General features: G+C 64.2%; 16 protein-coding genes. 4 read left to right on the forward strand and 12 right to left on the reverse strand.

What is annotated here, in order from left to right; all coding sequences use genetic code 11:
* Window positions 1–196: 196 nt before the first annotated feature.
* From purM to AC1HIY_RS09560, 8 genes are all read right to left on the reverse strand, one after another.
* Window positions 197–1,195: a phosphoribosylformylglycinamidine cyclo-ligase gene (gene purM / locus AC1HIY_RS09525; protein WP_479576496.1), complete on the reverse strand. Its 999-nt coding sequence runs from the start codon at window positions 1,193–1,195 to the stop codon at window positions 197–199.
* 150 nt (window positions 1,196–1,345) lie between these two features.
* Window positions 1,346–2,173, reverse strand: a complete 828-nt coding sequence (locus AC1HIY_RS09530; protein ID WP_479576497.1) for a squalene/phytoene synthase family protein — start codon at window positions 2,171–2,173, stop codon at window positions 1,346–1,348.
* Between the two features lie 229 nt (window positions 2,174–2,402).
* The gene (locus AC1HIY_RS09535; RefSeq protein ID WP_479576498.1) at window positions 2,403–3,197 is read right to left on the reverse strand and encodes an enoyl-CoA hydratase/isomerase family protein; all 795 of its coding nucleotides are present in this window, start codon (window positions 3,195–3,197) and stop codon (window positions 2,403–2,405) included.
* Window positions 3,198–3,214: 17 nt separating this feature from the next.
* Window positions 3,215–3,946 (reverse strand): hypothetical protein, encoded by a 732-nt coding sequence (locus AC1HIY_RS09540; protein ID WP_479576499.1) that lies wholly within the window; start codon window positions 3,944–3,946, stop codon window positions 3,215–3,217.
* Window positions 3,939–5,243, reverse strand: a complete 1,305-nt coding sequence (gene thrC / locus AC1HIY_RS09545; protein ID WP_479576500.1) for a threonine synthase — start codon at window positions 5,241–5,243, stop codon at window positions 3,939–3,941. The genes AC1HIY_RS09540 and thrC overlap by 8 nt, the downstream gene beginning before the upstream one ends.
* Window positions 5,243–6,220 carry a homoserine kinase gene (locus AC1HIY_RS09550; protein WP_479576501.1) on the reverse strand — a complete coding sequence of 326 codons (978 nt, stop codon included), beginning with the start codon at window positions 6,218–6,220 and terminating at the stop codon, window positions 5,243–5,245. The genes thrC and AC1HIY_RS09550 overlap by 1 nt, the downstream gene beginning before the upstream one ends.
* A 79-nt stretch (window positions 6,221–6,299) precedes the next feature.
* Complete coding sequence (fbp, locus tag AC1HIY_RS09555) at window positions 6,300–7,349, reverse strand: class 1 fructose-bisphosphatase (RefSeq protein WP_479576599.1); 1,050 nt, start codon at window positions 7,347–7,349, stop codon at window positions 6,300–6,302.
* Between the two features lie 100 nt (window positions 7,350–7,449).
* Window positions 7,450–8,289 carry an alpha/beta hydrolase gene (locus tag AC1HIY_RS09560; RefSeq protein ID WP_479576502.1) on the reverse strand — a complete coding sequence of 280 codons (840 nt, stop codon included), beginning with the start codon at window positions 8,287–8,289 and terminating at the stop codon, window positions 7,450–7,452.
* A 295-nt stretch (window positions 8,290–8,584) separates the two neighbouring features.
* On the opposite strand from AC1HIY_RS09560, the gene AC1HIY_RS09565 reads away from it, so the two are divergent.
* Both AC1HIY_RS09565 and AC1HIY_RS09570 read left to right on the forward strand, forming a co-directional pair.
* Window positions 8,585–9,778, forward strand: a complete 1,194-nt coding sequence (locus AC1HIY_RS09565; protein ID WP_479576503.1) for an ATP-grasp domain-containing protein — start codon at window positions 8,585–8,587, stop codon at window positions 9,776–9,778.
* 231 nt (window positions 9,779–10,009) lie between these two features.
* Entirely contained in the window at window positions 10,010–10,747 is a 738-nt protein-coding gene (locus AC1HIY_RS09570) for an SH3 domain-containing protein (protein WP_479576504.1), read from the forward strand.
* Between the two features lie 27 nt (window positions 10,748–10,774).
* On the opposite strand, the gene AC1HIY_RS09575 is transcribed toward AC1HIY_RS09570, so the two are convergent.
* Window positions 10,775–11,467, reverse strand: coding sequence for a TIGR04282 family arsenosugar biosynthesis glycosyltransferase (locus AC1HIY_RS09575; RefSeq protein ID WP_479576505.1), 693 nt, complete (start codon window positions 11,465–11,467; stop codon window positions 10,775–10,777).
* Window positions 11,468–11,502: 35 nt separating this feature from the next.
* Window positions 11,503–12,663 (reverse strand): cysteine desulfurase family protein, encoded by a 1,161-nt coding sequence (locus AC1HIY_RS09580; protein ID WP_479576506.1) that lies wholly within the window; start codon window positions 12,661–12,663, stop codon window positions 11,503–11,505.
* 221 nt (window positions 12,664–12,884) lie between these two features.
* On the opposite strand from AC1HIY_RS09580, the gene murA reads away from it, so the two are divergent.
* Together murA and AC1HIY_RS09590 are read left to right on the forward strand one after the other, a co-directional pair.
* On the forward strand, window positions 12,885–14,204 hold the full coding sequence (gene murA, locus AC1HIY_RS09585; protein ID WP_479576507.1) for a UDP-N-acetylglucosamine 1-carboxyvinyltransferase: 1,320 nt from the start codon (window positions 12,885–12,887) through the stop codon (window positions 14,202–14,204).
* A 26-nt stretch (window positions 14,205–14,230) separates the two neighbouring features.
* On the forward strand, window positions 14,231–15,055 hold the full coding sequence (locus AC1HIY_RS09590) for a TIGR02757 family protein (protein ID WP_479576508.1): 825 nt from the start codon (window positions 14,231–14,233) through the stop codon (window positions 15,053–15,055).
* Here AC1HIY_RS09590 and AC1HIY_RS09595 read toward each other — a convergent pair.
* Both AC1HIY_RS09595 and AC1HIY_RS09600 read right to left on the reverse strand, forming a co-directional pair.
* Window positions 15,018–17,162 (reverse strand): LTA synthase family protein, encoded by a 2,145-nt coding sequence (locus AC1HIY_RS09595; protein ID WP_479576509.1) that lies wholly within the window; start codon window positions 17,160–17,162, stop codon window positions 15,018–15,020. The two genes, AC1HIY_RS09590 and AC1HIY_RS09595, sit on opposite strands and share 38 nt — an antisense overlap.
* Before the next feature lie 279 nt (window positions 17,163–17,441).
* A complete protein-coding gene (locus AC1HIY_RS09600) occupies window positions 17,442–17,972 on the reverse strand; it encodes a flavin reductase family protein (protein WP_479576510.1) in 531 nt (176 codons plus the stop codon).
* Window positions 17,973–18,006 lie beyond the last annotated feature (34 nt).

An 18,006-nucleotide genomic window follows, 5' to 3' on the forward strand; every position in this document is an offset into this window, starting at 1 on the left:
GCGTCCGGCTTGTTTGAAATCTTTGAATACTATCTTTTTCCGCTCACGTGGGGCCACAGCCTGCCTCCTTCGCAATAGTTCATTGGGGGTTTCAATCACTCAGCGCCTTAGTATCGCTCAAATCAGACCAAAAAATAAAGTCTGCCGAGCAAGAAGACGGACTTTATTTGACCACAACGGATCCACGGCACATCGCTCACGCACGCACTTCTCCGATCCGAAAGGTCTTTTCGCCCATCGCATGAAGAATATTCTCTGCCCTTTCGAGGCGCTCGGGCGGCACGAGGGCAATGAGCCCGATGCCGAGGTTGAAGGTCCGGCGCATATCTTCTTCGGGAACGTCGCCGAGCCTCTGGATCAGACGGAAGATCGGCGGCCGTTCCCAGGCGTCATAGTCCACCTCGAAGCCCAGGGCCTCGGGGATGACGCGCGCCGTGTTGCCGGGAATGCCGCCGCCCGTGACGTGAACGAACCCGTGGACGCAGTCGGCAGCGGCGAGCGCCTGAACCGGCTTGAGGTAGGACCGGTGCACCCGCAAGAGCGCCTCCCCGATCGTTTCACCGCCAAGCGCTTCGGGCGCGTCGTCGACGTCGTAGTGCGCAAAGAGCACCTTTCGGGCAAGGGAATAACCGTTCGTGTGCAACCCGGTCGAGGGGAGCCCGAGGAGCACGTCGCCCGGTCGAATGCGGCTTCCGTCGATGATCCGACTCTTCTCGACGACGCCCACGATCGTCCCGGCGAGGTCATATTCTCCCTCGGCGTACAGGTCGGGCATCTCCGCCGTTTCGCCCCCGATCAGCGCACATCCGTTTTCCCGACAGGCTTTCGCGAAGCCGGAGACGACCTGTTCCGCCACGTCCGGGACGAGCGTTCCGGTTGAGTAATAATCCAGAAAATAGAGCGGCTTTGCCCCGCACACCGCAATGTCGTTCACGCAATGGTTCACGAGGTCCTGCCCCACGGTGTCGTGCCGCCCCACACGAAACGCAACCTTCAGCTTCGTGCCCACCCCATCGACCGAAGAGACGAGCACGGGGCGTTCATAGCCTTCGAGGTCGAGTTCGAAGAAAGCTCCGAACGCGCCGATATCGGTCAGCACCCCCGGCGTGAACGTCTGCCGGACGAGCGGCTTGATGCGGCGAACGGTTTCCTCGCCGGCATCGATGTCGACGCCGGCCTCGCGGTAGGTGGTCATGGCTCGGGGGATAAAAAAGAAGGACGTGGAAACGGCGCGTCGGACCTCGACCGCCTTTGCCGATAAAATATGGATTTTCGGGACGGCATTTGTCCACGTTCCGTAAAGAATACCAACGAGAAGAAACCGCTTTTTCTCGGTGCGCCCTTCTTACCCGCGTTTGAAGACGGAACGGCCCAGATGTGCCTGAAGCTTGGCCTGCCAGCGTTGCCGGAGGGAAAGCCCGAGGGGCCGGGACCACAGGTCATAGTCGCGTCGCTCGATCTCGTTGAGCACCTCGAGTGCGCCGTGCCACCAGCGTTTGAGCGACCGGGCGTACCGGGGCTCGAGCTCGTCGATCAGCGGACGGCCCTGAGCAAAGGCATCGCGGGCGCGAATGACCGGCTTCCACAGCGCGCGCCTGGTCTTCGCGTCCCTCCTCCCTTCACGGAAAGCCTCGAGCCGGGCGTCTGCCTGGTGCAGATCCGAGAGCGGAAAGAAGAACCAGTCACGGGCCAGATCTTCACGAAGCGCGGCGAGACGCCCCGTCAGAAAGAACCCGAACGCCAGATCCTCGATCCACGGACGCTGCCACCGGCCCTTCGCCCCGGCCATCGCGGCAAGGAGACGGGCGTGCGACCCTGCCCAGAGGTCCGAGAATGCTCGAAGATCGGCGGCATCGGCAAACCGGACTTGCGCGCCGAAGCGGCGGGCCGCCCGCACCTGATCGGCCAGCCCGCCGAGGGGCAACCCTTCCGCCTCACACGCCCGATACGCCGCCCGCGCGACCTCCTCCGGCACGAGCGAAATCATCCGCCCCGCCTCGACCTTGTCCGCCAGCGCCTCGAAAGACGCCGCGACGTTCATAGAGGCCAGCCTGTGGGGACGAAAGAGCGCCCGGTGCCAGCCCCACAGAGCCTGCGCCGCGTCGCGCTTTGGGCCCCGCCAGGGCGTTTCGAGAAAAGGCGTCGGAAGTCCTTCTGATAAAGGGTCGGACATGAAAGGCAGAAGGCTGAATCGAAATCGTTCGCCAAAATATCGATTTCTCGGGAAAGACACGCCGCAGAGGACCAAAAGAAGGCCCGGTCTCCCACCAAAAGACCGGGCCTTCACATCACCCATCGATGTGCATAACAGGAGACGCGTTGCCGGAAGAGTGACGGCGAGAAGCCGCTGTTTAAGAAGGTCTCCGGGGAAAAAATACGGTGGGCGGGCCGGACGGCGTTCTTCACGCCTTCCTTCGCCACGGCGGGTCGGTGCGGGTGAGGAAGGCCTCGATGCCCGCCCGGCAATCCTCCGTGCCCCGGGCAAAGGCGTTCATCTGACGCGCGTACGCGAGGGCCTCGCGCAGTCCCATGCCCGGCACGTGCGCGAGCATCTGTTTGGTGAGCGCCACCGCCGAGCCGCTCGTCTCCGTGGCCATCTCGCGCGCAAGTTCTGCCACCGCGTCGTCGAGATGCCCGGGCGGAACGGCGCGGGTGATGAGCCCGATCTCAGCGGCCCGTTCGGACGTGATGAGGCGCCCGCGAAGCATCAGATCCCGCGCGGCGCTCTCGCCCAGTTTCCGCAGCGTGAACACCATGACGATCGCCGGGACGAAGCCGATCCGCACCTCGGTGAAGCCCATCTTTACGCCTTCGGCAGCGATGGAGAGATCACACACGGCCGCAAGCCCGCATCCCCCGGCAATGGCATGCCCGTGCACCTTTGCGATCACCGGCTTCGGATGCAGGTAAATGCTTTCGAAGAGCTCGGCCAGCCGGGAAGAGTCGGTCAAGTTCTCGAGCGGCGTGGCCCGTTGAAGCGCTTCGAGCGCCGCCAGGTCCGCACCCGCCGAAAAGGCCCGCCCGGCGCCCGTCAGCACCACAACACGGACGGCCTCCTCCCCCGCCGCGCGCGCGAGCGCATCGTGGAGCGCCTCGACGAGCGCATCGTTGAGCGCATTGCGCTTGTCGGGACGGTTCATGGTCACCGTCGCCACGCCATCCGCGACGTGATAGTGCACGATCGGTTCGTTTTCCATACGGCTTTCGGTTGGGTTCAGCATCCCGCAAAATAGCGATACAACGGCCAGAGTGCGCGAACGGCCTCGAGCGCGTGCAGCACGAGATCACCACGCCACCGAAGCACGTCCGACCGCGCAAAGGTGCGACGCACCCAGAGGCTCTTCGCTTTCGACATCTCTTCCGGGATCGATGGTAAAGGGGGCGTGTAGCCGAACTGTTTCCGGCCGGTTCCGATGATTGTTTTGTACTGCAATAACGGACTTAAGAGGCCGAGAAACGGCTCCGGCTCCCGGAGCATACGGCCACGGGCCGAAGAAAACATCGTCCCCATTCGCTCGCCCACGAACAGCCCCACCGTGAAACCGTCGGGGCGGATCGTATGCGCCAGCTGTACGTCCGTCAAGCGCCGCCGCCCCGGACGATAGAACGACAGCCAGAGATGATGATGACATCCGCCCGCCCCGAAATCATTCTTCAGGAGCCGGCTGAAAACGCCTCGTTCGGTCTCGAACGCAAGCCGGTTCGGAAGCACGAACGACACGACGAGATCGTCCCGGTATCGCTGAAAAGGGGTCGTCAGGTGCGCCCGGATGGCGGCTTTCTCCTTCCGGTACTGCTCGATGTGAGGGTGCGCACGGAGCCGTTCGAGCACCGCAAACGATGCCTCCGAAAAGCCCTCGAAGCCGGAATCGAGGACCTCCGGTACGCGCAGCGCTTCGAGGGGGACGAGCGCCGGGTCCAGCCGCAGGCGGTCGAGGTCAAACATGGGCGAGGAGGCGTTCCTTGAGCGCCGCCGGTGTCGGAGCCAGCGCGGCTACGTTCGTCGGACGATGCATGAGCGCGGCCAGCCGTTCGGGCGTCTCGGGAGAGAAGCCGAGGGCCCGCTCGACCGTTTCGGGAAATTTCGCGGGATGAGCCGTTGCCAGCACGACGGCGGGAGCGGCATCGCCCGTTTCCGCGCGATACCGACGCACGGCTTCGAGCCCGACGGCGGTATGGGGGTCGGCGACATACCCGGTCTCCTCATACACCCGCCGCATCGACGCCACCGTCGCCCGGTCGGCCACGCTCGTGCCCCAGATGCGCGCCTGCATCTCCTCCGGGCCGAGCAAAGCGGTGATCCGCTCAAAATTGCTCGGCGCCCCCACGTCCATCGCGTTCGAGAGCGTGCGGCGTGAGGCTTTCGGTGTTTCCGCCCGTCCGGCGAGCACGTTTGGGAAGAAATCGTTGGCGTTGTGCGCAGCCAGGAAGCGACGCACGGGCAAGCCGCTCAGCGCCGCGAGCAACCCGCCCGTTAGATTGCCCAGATTGCCACTCGGGACGGAGAAAATGACCTCCTCTCCTCTTTGCCGGCCCGCCCAGAAATAGTATAACATCTGCGGAAGGAGCCGCCCGATGTTGATCGAATTGGCCGAAGAGAGGCCCAGCGCGGCCGTCTCCGGATCGACGAAGGCGGCCTTCACCATGCGCTGGCAATCATCGAAAGTTCCGGCGACGGCGAAGCTCCTCACGCCGGGACGACGCACGATCAATTGCCGTTCTTGCGTCGGGCTGACCTGCCCTTTCGGATAAAGGAGGACGACCCGGATGTTGTCCATCCCCGCAAACCCGTCGGCGACGGCGCTGCCGGTGTCCCCGGACGTAGCCACCAGGATGGTGAGCCGCTCGTCGGACGCTTCGAGGAAATGCCCCATGAGCCGGGCCATCGTCCGCGCTCCAAAGTCCTTGAACGAGAGGGTCGGGCCGTGAAAGAGTTCGAGCACCGAAACGCCTTCCCAGCCTTTTCCCGAAAGCGGAACGAGCGGGACGGGGAACGAAAAGGCGTCGCGGGAAAGTGCGGTGAGGCGATCGGGCGGAACCTCGGCGGCAAGCCATCGCGTGAGCACTTCGGCGGCGAGGGCGGGAAAGTCGGGGGCTTCGCGCGGGATCTCGGGCGGAATCACCGGGATCGATTCCGGCACGAAAAGACCGCCGTCCGGCGCGAGCCCCGTGAGCAGCGCTTCGCGGAAAGAGACGCCGCGCGTCCCTCCTCGTGTGCTTCGATAGAGGGGTCCCTTATTCATCATGCCACCGTTTGAACGCCTTCGTTATTCACTTCCGTGGCGATCCCACGCGCTTCGATGCCGGCGCTCCGGCTCGCCGACACCATCGCGTCGCGAATGTGTTCTGCCGCCGCGCGCGTCTCGGCCAGGGCAAACATAGCGGGACCCGAGCCACTGAGGGCGCATCCGAGCGCCCCCGCTTCCATCGCCGCCGAACGCACGGCGTCATAACACGGCAAAAGCTTCGCCCGCACCGGCTCGACGAGCACGTCGGCCATGATGCAGCGCCCGACGGTCTCCCAGTCCCCGGCGTGGAAGGCATCGATCATGAACGCCAGTTCGGAAGCGTTGTGCACGGCGTTTCCGAGGGGCACGTGTTTCGGGAGAATGGCGCGCGCCTGCCGGGTGAGCACCTGCACGTTCGGCAGGATCACCGCCATCGGGAGCGCGCGTGGCAGCGATATGCGGCGGCTCCGCATCGGGTCGTCCGAAGAGACGAGGATCAGCCCGCCGAAGAGGGCCGGGAGCACGTTGTCGCCGTGGCGACTGCCCGCCGCCACCGCTTCGCCTTCGAGGACGGCATCGACGAGGGCGGCCTTGTCGAGCGGTGCGCCGAAGAGCAGGTTGGCCGCCCAGGCGCCCGCCACGGCGCTCGCCGCCGAGCTGCCGACACCCGAGCCCGGCGGGATGCCCTTACGTATCCGAAGCGCCATCCCCTCTGCCGCGCCGAGGGTGCGAAGCACGGCCTGCGCCGCCACCGCCGCCGTATTCTTCGCCGGATCGATGGGTGCGCGCCAGTCCACCGCACTCTCCCCGATCTCGATGCGGACCCCCGGTTGCGTCTCCCGCCATGCCTCCACGACGTCGCCCCAACCGGAGAGGCACAGTCCGAGTGCGTCGAAGCCCGGCCCCAGGTTCGAAAGCGTGGCCGGCCCCCACACGGTGACGGTGGCCGAGGCGGGAGAATCGTCGCGACGGAGCGGGCTGCCGGAATACACGAGCGTGAGGGATGAGCGTGACGGATGACAGCAATGCAACGCTTCAACGTTCAAACGTTCCGGCGTCCCATCATCGTTTTCAATCGAGGTCGCGTTTGCCCTGAAGGAATTCCTCCGCTACCCGCACCATCTCCGCGCTTCCGATATAAAGCGGCGTCCGTTGATGCAGTTCACGGGGCTTTTTTCGGAGAATGGGCGTCCGCCCGTCCGTGGCGACCCCGCCCGCCTGTTCGACGATAAAGGCCATCGGGTTAGCCTCGTACATTAACCGGAGCTTCCCTTCGGGGCTGCTCTCCGTGGCGGGATAGATGTAAATGCCGCCTTTGAGGAGATTCCGATGAAAGTCGGAGACGAACGAGCCGATGTACCGGGTCTTGTATGGGCGACCGGTTGCCTTGTCCTTCTGCTGCACCCACTTGATGTATTTCTTGAGACCGCGTTCGAAAGAGTTATAATTCCCTTCGTTGATGGCGTACATTTTTCCGGTCTTCGGCGTGCGAATGTTCGGATGGGACAGGAGAAATTCCCCGATAGACGGGTCGAGGGTGAAGCCGTTGACTCCGTGTCCGGTCGTATAGACGAGCATGGTCGAGGAGCCGTAGACCACGTACCCCGCGCCGATCTGATCCACGCCGGGCTGAAGGGCCGCTTCCAGCGTCGCTTCGGTAGCGCCCTCGGGCAGGCGGTAGATGCTGAAAATCGTACCCACGGAGACGTTCACCTCGATGTTCGAGGAACCGTCGAGCGGATCGAGGAGGACGATGTATTTCCCCGAGCTGTCGCCGTTCGTGCGGATCGGGATGGCTTCGGCGTGCTCCTCGGAGCCGATCAGACAACACTCGCCGCCGCGCTTGAGCGCCCGGACGAACTCCTTGTGGGCGAGGGCGTCCATCTTTTTCTGCACCTCACCCTGCACGTTGATCTCCCCCGTGTTCCCGTAGATGTCCACGAGACCGGCGCGGCGCATGTCGTGGTTGACGATCTTCGCCGCCACGGAGATGTCGCGAAGCAGCCGGGAGAAGGCCCCGGTGGAATGCGGCAACGATTCCTGACGCTCGATGATGAACTGTTCGAGGGTCTTGAACCTTCCGAGATCATTGCCGGTGGATGCCGTGTTCGTATCGATCATTCTTTCAGTCATTCATAAATCGTTTTGAGAGGGCGCACTCCGTCTCCGAAAAAGATAGGGAAAAGCCGGAACCGCTTCCAATGCCCGGACAAGCCTTCTTTCACCGAAGGCTGACCGCCGTCCGGGGCACACGGGGATGAAGCAGGAAGCGCAGGGGGACATCCACGCGTTCCCGCCAGGCGGTTTCCGAGTGAGGCGCGCCGGGAAACCGTTCCGTCATAAGATTCACGTCCCGCACGTAGCCCGCGCGGAGAAAGAGCGCGTCCACTTCGCGCTGAATATGCTCGTACGTGGCGATATGCGCCTCGACCCCGTAATCGAAGTAGACGACGTGGGTGTGCGGATCGGGGATGCGTTCCTTCAGGTAGGGCAGCATCACCTTGCCGCCGACGGTCCAGCTCGTCGACAGGCAGGCCGCGCCGCGGAAGACCTCCGGGTATTCGCACAGCGCATACAGCGTGACCAGCCCGCCCATGCTCGAACCCATCATGAACGTATACGGGCGGCGTTCGAGCGTCCGATAGCTCGCATCGATGAACGGCTTGAGTTCATATACGATAAACCGGAGATACGCGTCCGAGATCGGAGGTCCGCCGTACGTCTGTACGAAGCGTTTCCGTCGCTTTTTGCTCCCGTACCTTTCAAGAGGCTTCTGCGGCATGTATTCCTGGATGCGGCGCGGCGTGTTCCAGATGCCCACGATGATGACGCCGTCGATCTCCCCGTCGCGCATCATGCGTTCGACCGTCTCGTTCACGCCCCAGGCGACCCCGCTGAACGAGAGGCGACCGTCGAAGAGGTTTTGCCCGTCGTGCATGTAGAGCACCGGATACCGCCGGCGTGGACCCGTCTCATAGCCGGGCGGCAGCCACACGTCCACCGTCCGGGGTTCGACCCAACCGGACGCGAATTGCTCATACCGTTCGAGATGTCCTTTCACCAACTCGCCGGGGTTCGGCCTCGCGCAACTTCTTCTTTCACGACGCCCCGGCAGACCTGTTGACGTGCCTCCCCGGGGTTGCGTCGCGCAAACTACGAAAAGCCACGTCGAATCGAACCCTTCGTCCCGATGCTTTCGCGTGACGCGTACTATTCTCAATTTATTATTAACATGACCGGGAGCCTTTTGCCCGGATGCGTCTATCATGGCGTCGATTTTTTCGCGCCCGACGTTTCGCGCGTCCCATGATGGCTCGAACGTCACGTTCCTTTTTCCGCCCCCAAACCGCCCGCTCATGAACATCCTCTGCATCGCTTCCTACTTCAAGGGAACGACCTTTATGGAAGCCTGTCATCGCCTCGGCCATCGCGTCTTCCTCCTCACGGCGGAGAAACTGCGAGACGAAGCCTGGCCCCGCGACGCGCTCGAAGACCTTTTCTTCTTTCCCGGCGACGAGGACACGTGGAAGCGTGAAGATCTGATTGCCGGCGTCAGTTATCTGGCCCGCGCGATCAAGTTCGACCGCATCGTGCCCCTCGACGACTTCGACCTCGAGAAAGCCGCCTTCCTCCGCGAGCACCTTCGCGTGCCGGGCATGGGCGACACGCGCACCCGGTATTTCCGCGACAAACTCGCCATGCGCACGCAGGCGCGCGAGCACGGCATCCCCGTCCCGGAGTTCGTGCACGTGCTCAACGACGACGAAATCCGCCGATTCACCGAAACCGTCCCGCCGCCGTGGGTGCTCAAGCCCCGTTCTTCGGCTTCGGCGGCGGGCATCAAAAAAGTTCGATCCACCGAACAACTCTGGAAAGAGATCGAAAAGCTCGGCGACGAACGGTCCTTTTTCCTCCTCGAACGCTTCATCCCCGGGGACATCTACCATGTGGACTGCGTCGTCTTCGACGAGCGCGTGGTCTTCGCGCGCGCCCACCGGTACCTCGACCCACCGCTTCAGGTGGCTCATGAGGGCGGCATCTTCGCCACGGCAAACCTCCCGTACGGCGCCCCCGAAGAAGCGCCGCTGCTCGCAATGAACGAGGCGGTCATCGGCGCGATGGGTTTGCGCGCGGGGGTCTCCCACACCGAGTTCATCCGCGCCGGGGATGGAAGCCTCTTCTTCCTCGAAACGTCGGCGAGGGTGGGCGGCGCGCACATTGCGGAGATGCTCGAAGCCTCGAGCGGCGTCAACCTGTGGGCGGAGTGGGCGCGCATCGAGACGCTGCCGGAGGGCGAACCGTATACCCTCCCGGAGATCCGGCGCGACCACGCAGGCGTCATCATCTCCCTCGCCCGGCAAGAACGCCCCGACCTCTCCGCCTATGACGATCCGGAGATTGTCTGGCGCATGGACAAACCCTTTCACGCCGGACTCATCGTGTGCGCTCCGGATCATGACCGGGTGCAGGCGCTCCTTCGGTCGTACATCGAGCGCTTCCACCGGGATTTCTTCGCCACGGCTCCGGCGCTCGACAAGCCGAACTCCTGACCGGCAGACCCTCGAGGACAAGAAAGCGTTCCGGCATGGAAACCTGAACAAATAGGATCGTAAAAATCTGACATCGAAAGTCGCAACCTCACGGTATTATGATATTTCCTCGTGACGGAGCGATCCGTTCCTTCCAACCAATCGAGCGCCGGCTTCCCGTCCATAGTCTACCCGTTCGTTCCGGGACTGCCGAAGCCGGTGTGCCCTGCTTCCACTCACTGGGTCATAACGATGCGTGTACTCCCGGGACTCCTCCTCTTCGTTCTTCTGTTGATCCCCGCCCGTGATCTCCGAGCGCAGGACGACAGAGTTGGCTATTTAAAAGTGGATCACACGGTCTTCTCCGAACCAAACGGGGTGGCGATCAAAAAGCTTCCGCGCGGCACGAAGGTCAAAGCCATACCCGTTCCCGCACCCTCTCACTGGTTCCTCATCTATACGGTCGTGGGCGATGGGGAACAACGTATGGGATATACGATGGACCCATGGCTCATGGAGACGCTTCCGCCCGGAACGAAGGAAGCCACCGACCTGACCGCCGGGCGCGCGCAACCTCCTCCGGCCTCGGTCCGGTCGCTCGAAGCCGGGCAGACGCGGTATCTCCATTCGTTCAGCAACGTCCGCGCCGCCCCTTCGATCTCGAGCCGGGTGGTGGCCCAACTCCCTCCCGGCAGCGTCGTCGAGATCGTTGAAACGGATGGGAAGTGGGCGCTCGTCCTCCCCGCTCATGCTCATGACGAAGGTTCGCACGAGGCGCTCGCCCCTCTCGGCTACGTCTCCCGCGCCCTGCTCAAGTCCGAGCCCCCGGCCAGGGAGCAGGAGACGCTCGTCTATGTGACGCGGTCCGGGAAAAAGTACCACCTCAAGGACTGCCGCTACGTGCGCAACGGGAAGTTCACCCTCACCCTCGAAGAGGCGCTCGCGAAGGGCTACGAAGCCTGCAAAGTATGCCGTCCGCCCAAACAGTGATGCGCAGCCGGCGCGCTCGGGCCAGGGTCAATCCGCCAGTTCGGGATAGGCGGTCTTGAGCTCAGCCATCACGCCCCGTGTGTGGGAAGCAGCCACGTCCGGGGCGTCAAGGTCGGCGGCAAGACGGCGGAGGGCGTCCGGAGTGTCCACGTCGTACCACATCGGAAGCACCGTCGTGGCCGCGCGCGTCGCCGAGCAACGTTCGAGCGTCTGCCGAAAGACGTCGCCGTGGCTGTACGTCATTCCTTTGAAGACACTCGTGTACGGCTCGTTCATACCCAGCAGGTAATAACCGCCGTCGTCGCTGGGACCAAGGCAGAGCGCCTGCGGTCCGGCGAGCGCGGCGAAGGCCTGCTCGATGAACGCCGTCGGGAGCGTGGGATGATCCGTTCCAATGATCACGACGCGCTCATACCCTGCCGCGAACGTCTCGATGAACGCCGCCGCCATCCGCTCGCCAAGCCCGGCCCCACGCTGCCAGTGCACGCTCACATCCGGTGGCACGAGGCCGTCCGGGATCGGCTCGGCGGGAGGGCCGAGATAGAGCCGCACGTCGACGCCGAGCCTGCCGTACTGCGCAAGCGCATCCCTGAGGAACGCCGTGTAGAGCCGGCATGCATCCGCCTCGGTGAGCACGGTCGTCAGCCGGGTCTTCACCCGTCCGGGGTGCGGAATCTTCGCAAAAACGATCAGCGCCTGCGTGCGTGCGTCCGGGTCCATTGCTTCGGGTGTCATTAAAAATGCGCGTGAGCGCCTCAAAGCGCCCCGACCATTCGGTGAACAATAGCCGCCAGCGTCTCCACCGTACGGTCGATCTCGGCTTCGGTATTGTCTTTCCCGAGCGAGAAACGGAGGGCGGCGGCAGCCGTCTCGGGCGGGCGACCGAGGGCCAGGAGCACATGGCTCGGCGCGACGGCGCCGCTCGTGCAGGCAGACCCGGAAGAAGCACAGATCCCTTCCATGTCGAGATTGAGAAGGAGCATCTCTCCGTCGACGGGCCGGTCCTCACGCGGAGGAAAAGCGATGTTGAGGATGTGCGGGGCGGAAGCTGCGTCCTCGAGAGGGGTGTTGCAGACGAAGCGATCTCCGAGCGCTTCACGCAGGAGGCGATGCAGCCGACGGCGCAGGTCGGCGACATGCGCGAGACGAGCGTCCGCCTCGGCGAGGGCGAGGTCGAGCGCTTCGGCCATGCCCACGATGGCGGCCACGTTCTCCGTCCCGGCGCGGCGGCGGCGTTCCTGAGCCCCTCCTTCGATGAGGGCACGGAAGTCGGAGCCCCCCCGCACGTAGAGCGCGCCGACACCTTTCGGACCGTAAAACTTGTGCGCCGAGAGCGAGAGCGCATCCACGCCGAGTTCGTCGACGGAGAGGCGGAAGAGCCCGGCGGTCTGCACGGCGTCGGTGTGGAAGGCCACTCCTTTTTCCCGGCAGACCTCGGCCACGGCCCGGACGTCCGTGAGCGTGCCGACCTCGTTGTTCGCGTGCATGAGCGAGACGAGCCGCGTCTCGTCGGTGATGGCATCGGCCACCCGTTCCGGCGTCACGGCCCCGCTCGCCTCCGGCGTGAGCGTCACGACCGGGACGCCTTCGGCCGCGAGCCGCTCGGCGGCGCGAAGCACGGCTTCGTGCTCGGTCCTCGACGTGACGACCCCGCATCGCTCGCCCCGGTGCAACCCACGAAGCGCCGCATTGTCGGCCTCCGTGCCGCCGCTCGTGAAGATGATTTCGCCCGGCTCGGCCCCGAGCGCCCCCGCGATGCGCTCGCGACTCTCCTCCACGGCGAAGCGCGCTTTCCGTCCGAGAGCGTGCACCGAAGAAGCGTTCCCGAAATGCTCACGTAGAAACGGAAGCATCGCTTCGAACACGCGCGGGTCGAGCGGCGTGGTGGCGGCATGATCGAGATAGACGCGTCGCATCCTGTTTTCGAATTATGAACAAAACGTGCGCTCCGGAAACGCCGGAACCTCCTTCCTGATTCCAGGATTCGTATTATTGCGCGGTTTTTTTACCTGGCGCGTCACCCCCGCCTCCTCCCCCCTTCAACCTCGCGTCTCACCTCCGAACGGCCCGTATCGGAGTCTTTTGTGCACGGCGACGGCTGCCCGGCAGACCCGTCTCCCCTTTCCCACACGGCACCATGGACAAACTCGTCATCGAAGGCGGGCATACGCTTCGCGGGACGCTTCCCATCAGCGGCTCGAAAAACACCGCGCTGGCGCTCATGGCCGCCGGGCTTCTCGGCGACGGCCCGACGACCCTTGAAAATATCCCGAACCTCCGGGACATCAATACGTTTGCCCGCGTCATCGGAGTCACCGGCGCCGAAGTTGCCTTCGATCCGGTGGAACACGTGCTCACGCTCGATCCGACGACGCTCGAGTACCCCGAAGCGCCCTACGAGCTCGTCAAGCGCATGCGCGCTTCTTTCTACATGCTCGGCGCGTTGCTCGGTCGCGTGGGCGAGGCGCGTGTCTCTCTCCCCGGGGGATGCGCCTGGGGGCCGCGCCCCGTGGACCTTCATCTCCGGGGGATGGAGGCGTTCGGGGCCTCCGTCGCGCTCGATCAGGGCTACGTGGTGGCCCGCGCGCCCGGCGGGCGGCTCCCCGGCGGCGTCTTCCGCCTCGAACCCTCGAGCGTCGGCGCGACGATCAACCTCGTGCTCGCCACCGTGACCGCGCGCGGCGGCTCGCGCATCGAGAACGCCGCCATCGAACCGGACGTCGTCGTTTTCTGCGACGCGCTCCGGGCCATGGGCGCCCACATCGACGGCGTGGGCACGCGCACGCTCGAGATCGAAGGCGTCTCGTCGCTCCGTCCCGTCACCTTCCGCAACGCTTCGGATCGGATCGAGCTCGGCACCTTCATGATCGCCGCGGCGCTCGCGGGCGCCCCCGGCGAGACGGTCCGCCTCTCGCACGCCGACCCCGATCACCTCGGCGAGGCCTTCACGGAGGCCTTCATTCGCACCGGCGCGGGCTTCCAACCCGGCCCGGACTTCGTCGACGTCGTCGCGCCCGAAGAGATCCGTCCGGTGTCCATCGAGACGGCCGTGTACCCCGGCTTCCCGACCGACCTCCAGGCACAGTGGACCGTCCTCATGACACAGGCATCCGGCAATTCGAAGATCATCGACAACGTCTACTTCGACCGCTTCAAGCACATCCCCGAACTCCGCCGCATGGGCGTCAACGCCATCGTCATCGGGAACGAAGTGGTCATCGAGGGGAAGATTCCCATCCAGGGCGCACAGGTGATGAGCACCGACCTCAGGGCCAGTGTCTCGCTCGTGCTCGCGGGCCTCGTGGCCGAAGGCGAGACGCACGTGCTCCGCGTCTACCACCTCGACCGGGGGTATGAGAACCTGGAAAACAAGCTCGCCGCCGCCGGCATCCCCATCCGCCGCGAGCGGTACGACGAGTTCGCCGACCCCGTGCTCGAACACCCGCACGACGCCTGAGCGACTCGCTCGCCACCGTGATTGTTATGGCTGAACCATCCGAACTCGCCGCCTATCTCGAGACGCTCGTTCGTCAATTCGAACATCCGGATTTTATCCTCACCGACCCCATCTCGATTCCACACGGCTTCGATGATCCGGCCGACCGGGAAATTATCGGGCTCTTCGCCGCGCTCCTCGCCTGGGGGCAGCGCAAGACCCTGCTTCGGAAGATGGAGGATTTGTGCGAGCGGATGGACTACCGTCCCCACCGGTTCGTCCGGGATTTCGACGAGGTGCGGGACGCCTGGAAACTCGAAGGCTTCAAGCACCGCACGTTCCAGCCCATCGATGCGCTCTGGCTGACGAAGAGCCTGCAAGCCGTCCTCCGCCGCTACGGCTCGCTCGAAAACCTGTTCGCGCGCCACCTTCCACCCGAGGCTTTGGACGTAGGTCCAGCGCTTCAGGGCTTCAGCGAGAGCGTGCTGCAGGCGCTCCCCGGCGCCCCGTCCCGGCTCCGGAAACACCTCGCCCGCCCGAGCACCGGAAGCGCCTGCAAGCGGCTGAACATGTATCTGCGGTGGATGGTTCGCAGCGGCCCCGTCGATCTCGGCCTCTGGCCCCGGATCCGTCCGGATCAACTCCTGCTCCCCCTCGACGTGCACTCGGGGCGTCAGGCGCGCGCGCTCGGGCTGCTGACCCGCAACTCCGACGACTGGCGGGCCGTTCTCGAACTGACCGCAGCATGCCGCTCTTTTTCCCCGCACGATCCTGCGCGCTACGACTTCGCGCTCTTTGGCCCCGGCGCCTTCGGCGTCCCCCTCGACCCTCGCTTCATCGTCCGTCCGGAAGCCCTCGATAGAGGTCGTTGACCCGTTTCCGCCAGAGTAAAAGCTCCATCTCGACGGCTTCGAGCCGTTTCCCGGGGTACTGCCCGGCGAGATTGCGGCGTTCATACGGATCCTTCGCCACGTCGTAGACTTCCATGGGCCGACGCCGATAGTGATAGATGAACTTTTTCGTGCCCTCTCGAAGGGCCATCGACTGGTTCTCGATCCATCCGGAATGATACAGTTTGCGGTTCGCCGGAACGGGTGAGAAGAGCGATTGGCCGGGCAGGCGCCCCTCTTCGAGCGTGAAGCCGAGCGCTTCCGCCACGGTCGGGAGGATGTCCGTTTGCTGGCGCGGTCCGGTGATGCGCCCGCTCCGGGGAAAGAGCGTGGGACTGAAGATCAGCGCCGGGACCCGCAGCCCTTCGTCCCAGATCACCGCGCTGTGGAACCGCCGCCCGTGCTCGGCAAATGCTTCCCCGTGATCCCCCAGGAGGATGAAAATCGTCTCCTCGATCAGCCCGCGCGCCTCGAAAGCCTCGAACAGATCGGCAAGAAAAGCATCCGTATAGGCGACCGTGTTGAGGTATGCGTTGAGATCCGGATCGTCTTTCGTGAAGGTGCGCCGTTCGAAGGAGATGGGCGTTTGATAGGGATGATGCGAAGTCAGGGTCAGATAGGTCAGGAGGAAGGGCTTCCCGGCGGCCCGCTGCCGGTCCACCCATGCGAGGCTCGGCTCCATCATGATGCGATCCTCGGAGCCGAAATAGTTCACCCGGAAAAACCCCTCATCGGAATAATCGCCGTCGCCAAACGTCTCCTCGAACCCCATCGCATCGAGCAAGGCCTCCTTCCGCTCGAAGTCGAGGCGGGCGGGGGTGAAGAAGGCCGAGGCATATCCGAGAGGCTCGAGGAGCTGCGGGAGGCAGGCTCCCGGCACACGCGCCTGCTCCCCCTGGTTGATCTCAGGATAGATCCCGCACAGAATCGGGGTCAGGGCCTTGTTCGTATGCGGCACCACGGCATACATATGCTCGACGAGGAGGGACCGACGGGCCAATGAGTCGAGGAAAGGCGTGGCGTCGAGGGCCGGGTCGTACGGCGTCACCGAGCGTGCCCGCGTGGATTCGAGGATGAGGAGAACGACGTTCATGCGCCGCGCATCCGTGCCAGGGACCAGGCGCAGCCGCCCCGTGTCGAAGATCGGCGCATCCGCCTCTGCCGGACGCGCCATCACGCCCGATTCCCACGGCGGCTCGCTAAAAAAACCACTCACCAGCTGCCCGAAGGTGCTTCCTTTGATCGGGTCCACGTCGGACGGCGTGTCGAAGTGCGGCAATACGAGCAGGAGCAACGCCGGGAACGCCACAGCCCCCACGCCCCGACGCCTCCGTTCCCCACGCCGCGACGACAGGTGTTCTACCAGCACGGGGGCCGCTACGGCCAGAAAGGGGAAAATCAGAAACGCCAGCTTCGGACCGCTCAGCTCATACGACATCGCAAACGAAAGATCCGACAGATTCGAGAAGGAATATTTTAAGAGATACGCATCGGCGAGAGAACCCGTCATCACGAAGTACCCGAAGTCCATGCTCGCCAGGACCATAAGCACCAGTGTTATGATATGAAGCAGACCAATGCTCCACGAGCGCACCCTGCCCCGGCTGTTGTGGATCACCAGGAGCGAGACCGTGGCCAGAATAAAGATGAGGAGCAAGTCGCCACGAACAACCTCGAAGAATGCTCCGGAGAGCCACTTCATATGGAACGAGAGGGCGAAGCGGAGAAGGCCGGCAGCTCCGGCGAAAAAGAGTAGAAACAGCGGCACGAAGGCCGTGGTCAGCGACGGCCACCGCATCAGCAGGAAGGCGGCCAGGCAGAAGGCAAGCCCGCCGAGCAGCAGGGGCAACGGCGCATGTTCGATGAAAAGCGACGTGACGAGCTTATCCTGCGCGACCGCCTGTCCCCCGTCACGCTGAAGCACGGCGTACTTGATGAGCTTGAAGAGCACGACCTGGAGCGCCAGCGGCGTCAGGAGCCAGAGCACCCGCCGCCAGACCGCCCGGGTGACGCGCAGCCCGTCCACGAGGCGTCCGTCGATCCAGAAGCCCCACTGACTAAACCCCGAACCGCTCCCGCTCTCGTCCATGAAAGGCGGCCTCCTCCCACCTTCTCGCGTGTGTCCCTGTCGTGGACCGGGAGCCGCTCGCTCCCTCACTGAGCATACGTCGGCTTCGAATGAGGAAACTTAATACCACGGGAGAACAATTCGACAGAAACATACCAAGCGCGGGAATCCGTCCGCGTTCCTCCCTGCAGGTCGGAGCAATCATGCAACATGCGGGAGGCTGCGCCACGCTGCCGACGGCGTCCTCCGGTCTCGGAACGAGAGCAGGCCGACGATCATGCGCTTCCTGGAGGGTTTCGGTCAGGAACGTTCCTCAGCCGCCATCACCGGCAGGACCTCGCTGCCCACCGCATAATATGCGCGGTTATAGTAAAGAACGGGCTTACCCGGAGCGCCCAGGTCCACGGCTTCCACCCTCCCGACGAGAATCGAGTGATCCCCGGCCTCGTAGACGGCATACGGGCGGCAATAGAGTACCGCGAGGACGTCGTTTAGAATGGGGAGCCCGTCCTCGGGCGCCGGCGTGAAGGCAACGGAAGCAAACTGCTCATCGCCCGTGAGATCGGCGCGAGCGAAGCGTTCGGAGAGATGCGCCTGTTCCTCGCGAAGGACGTGCACCACGTACCGGTCGGCCTCGGTGATGATCGCGTGCATCCGGGCCTCTCGGTGCACGTTGAACGTGATCAGCGGTGGATCGAGCGAGACGCTTACGAAAGAGCCGATGGTGATGCCCCGGGCCTCCCCTCCGCTCTGCGCCGTCACTACGGTCACGGGTGCAGGAACCCGCCGCATCACGTTTCGCAATACTTCACCGTCCACGTTGGTCTGCATAAATACGCCCCTCTTCATAACATAGACGGCACGT

The sequence above is a fragment of the Rhodocaloribacter sp. genome (assembly GCF_056451265.1).

Coding starts and splice junctions, on each gene's coding strand:
- purM (WP_479576496.1), bottom strand. CDS start 1,195: ATGACCACCTACCGCGAGGCCGGCGTCGACATCGATGCCGGCGAGGAA.
- AC1HIY_RS09530 (WP_479576497.1), bottom strand. CDS start 2,173: ATGTCCGACCCTTTATCAGAAGGACTTCCGACGCCTTTTCTCGAAACG.
- AC1HIY_RS09535 (WP_479576498.1), bottom strand. CDS start 3,197: ATGGAAAACGAACCGATCGTGCACTATCACGTCGCGGATGGCGTGGCG.
- AC1HIY_RS09540 (WP_479576499.1), bottom strand. CDS start 3,946: ATGTTTGACCTCGACCGCCTGCGGCTGGACCCGGCGCTCGTCCCCCTC.
- thrC (WP_479576500.1), bottom strand. CDS start 5,243: ATGAATAAGGGACCCCTCTATCGAAGCACACGAGGAGGGACGCGCGGC.
- fbp (WP_479576599.1), bottom strand. CDS start 7,349: ATGATCGATACGAACACGGCATCCACCGGCAATGATCTCGGAAGGTTC.
- AC1HIY_RS09565 (WP_479576503.1), top strand. CDS start 8,585: ATGAACATCCTCTGCATCGCTTCCTACTTCAAGGGAACGACCTTTATG.
- AC1HIY_RS09570 (WP_479576504.1), top strand. CDS start 10,010: ATGCGTGTACTCCCGGGACTCCTCCTCTTCGTTCTTCTGTTGATCCCC.
- AC1HIY_RS09575 (WP_479576505.1), bottom strand. CDS start 11,467: ATGGACCCGGACGCACGCACGCAGGCGCTGATCGTTTTTGCGAAGATT.
- AC1HIY_RS09580 (WP_479576506.1), bottom strand. CDS start 12,663: ATGCGACGCGTCTATCTCGATCATGCCGCCACCACGCCGCTCGACCCG.
- murA (WP_479576507.1), top strand. CDS start 12,885: ATGGACAAACTCGTCATCGAAGGCGGGCATACGCTTCGCGGGACGCTT.
- AC1HIY_RS09590 (WP_479576508.1), top strand. CDS start 14,231: ATGGCTGAACCATCCGAACTCGCCGCCTATCTCGAGACGCTCGTTCGT.
- AC1HIY_RS09595 (WP_479576509.1), bottom strand. CDS start 17,162: ATGGACGAGAGCGGGAGCGGTTCGGGGTTTAGTCAGTGGGGCTTCTGG.
- AC1HIY_RS09600 (WP_479576510.1), bottom strand. CDS start 17,972: ATGCAGACCAACGTGGACGGTGAAGTATTGCGAAACGTGATGCGGCGG.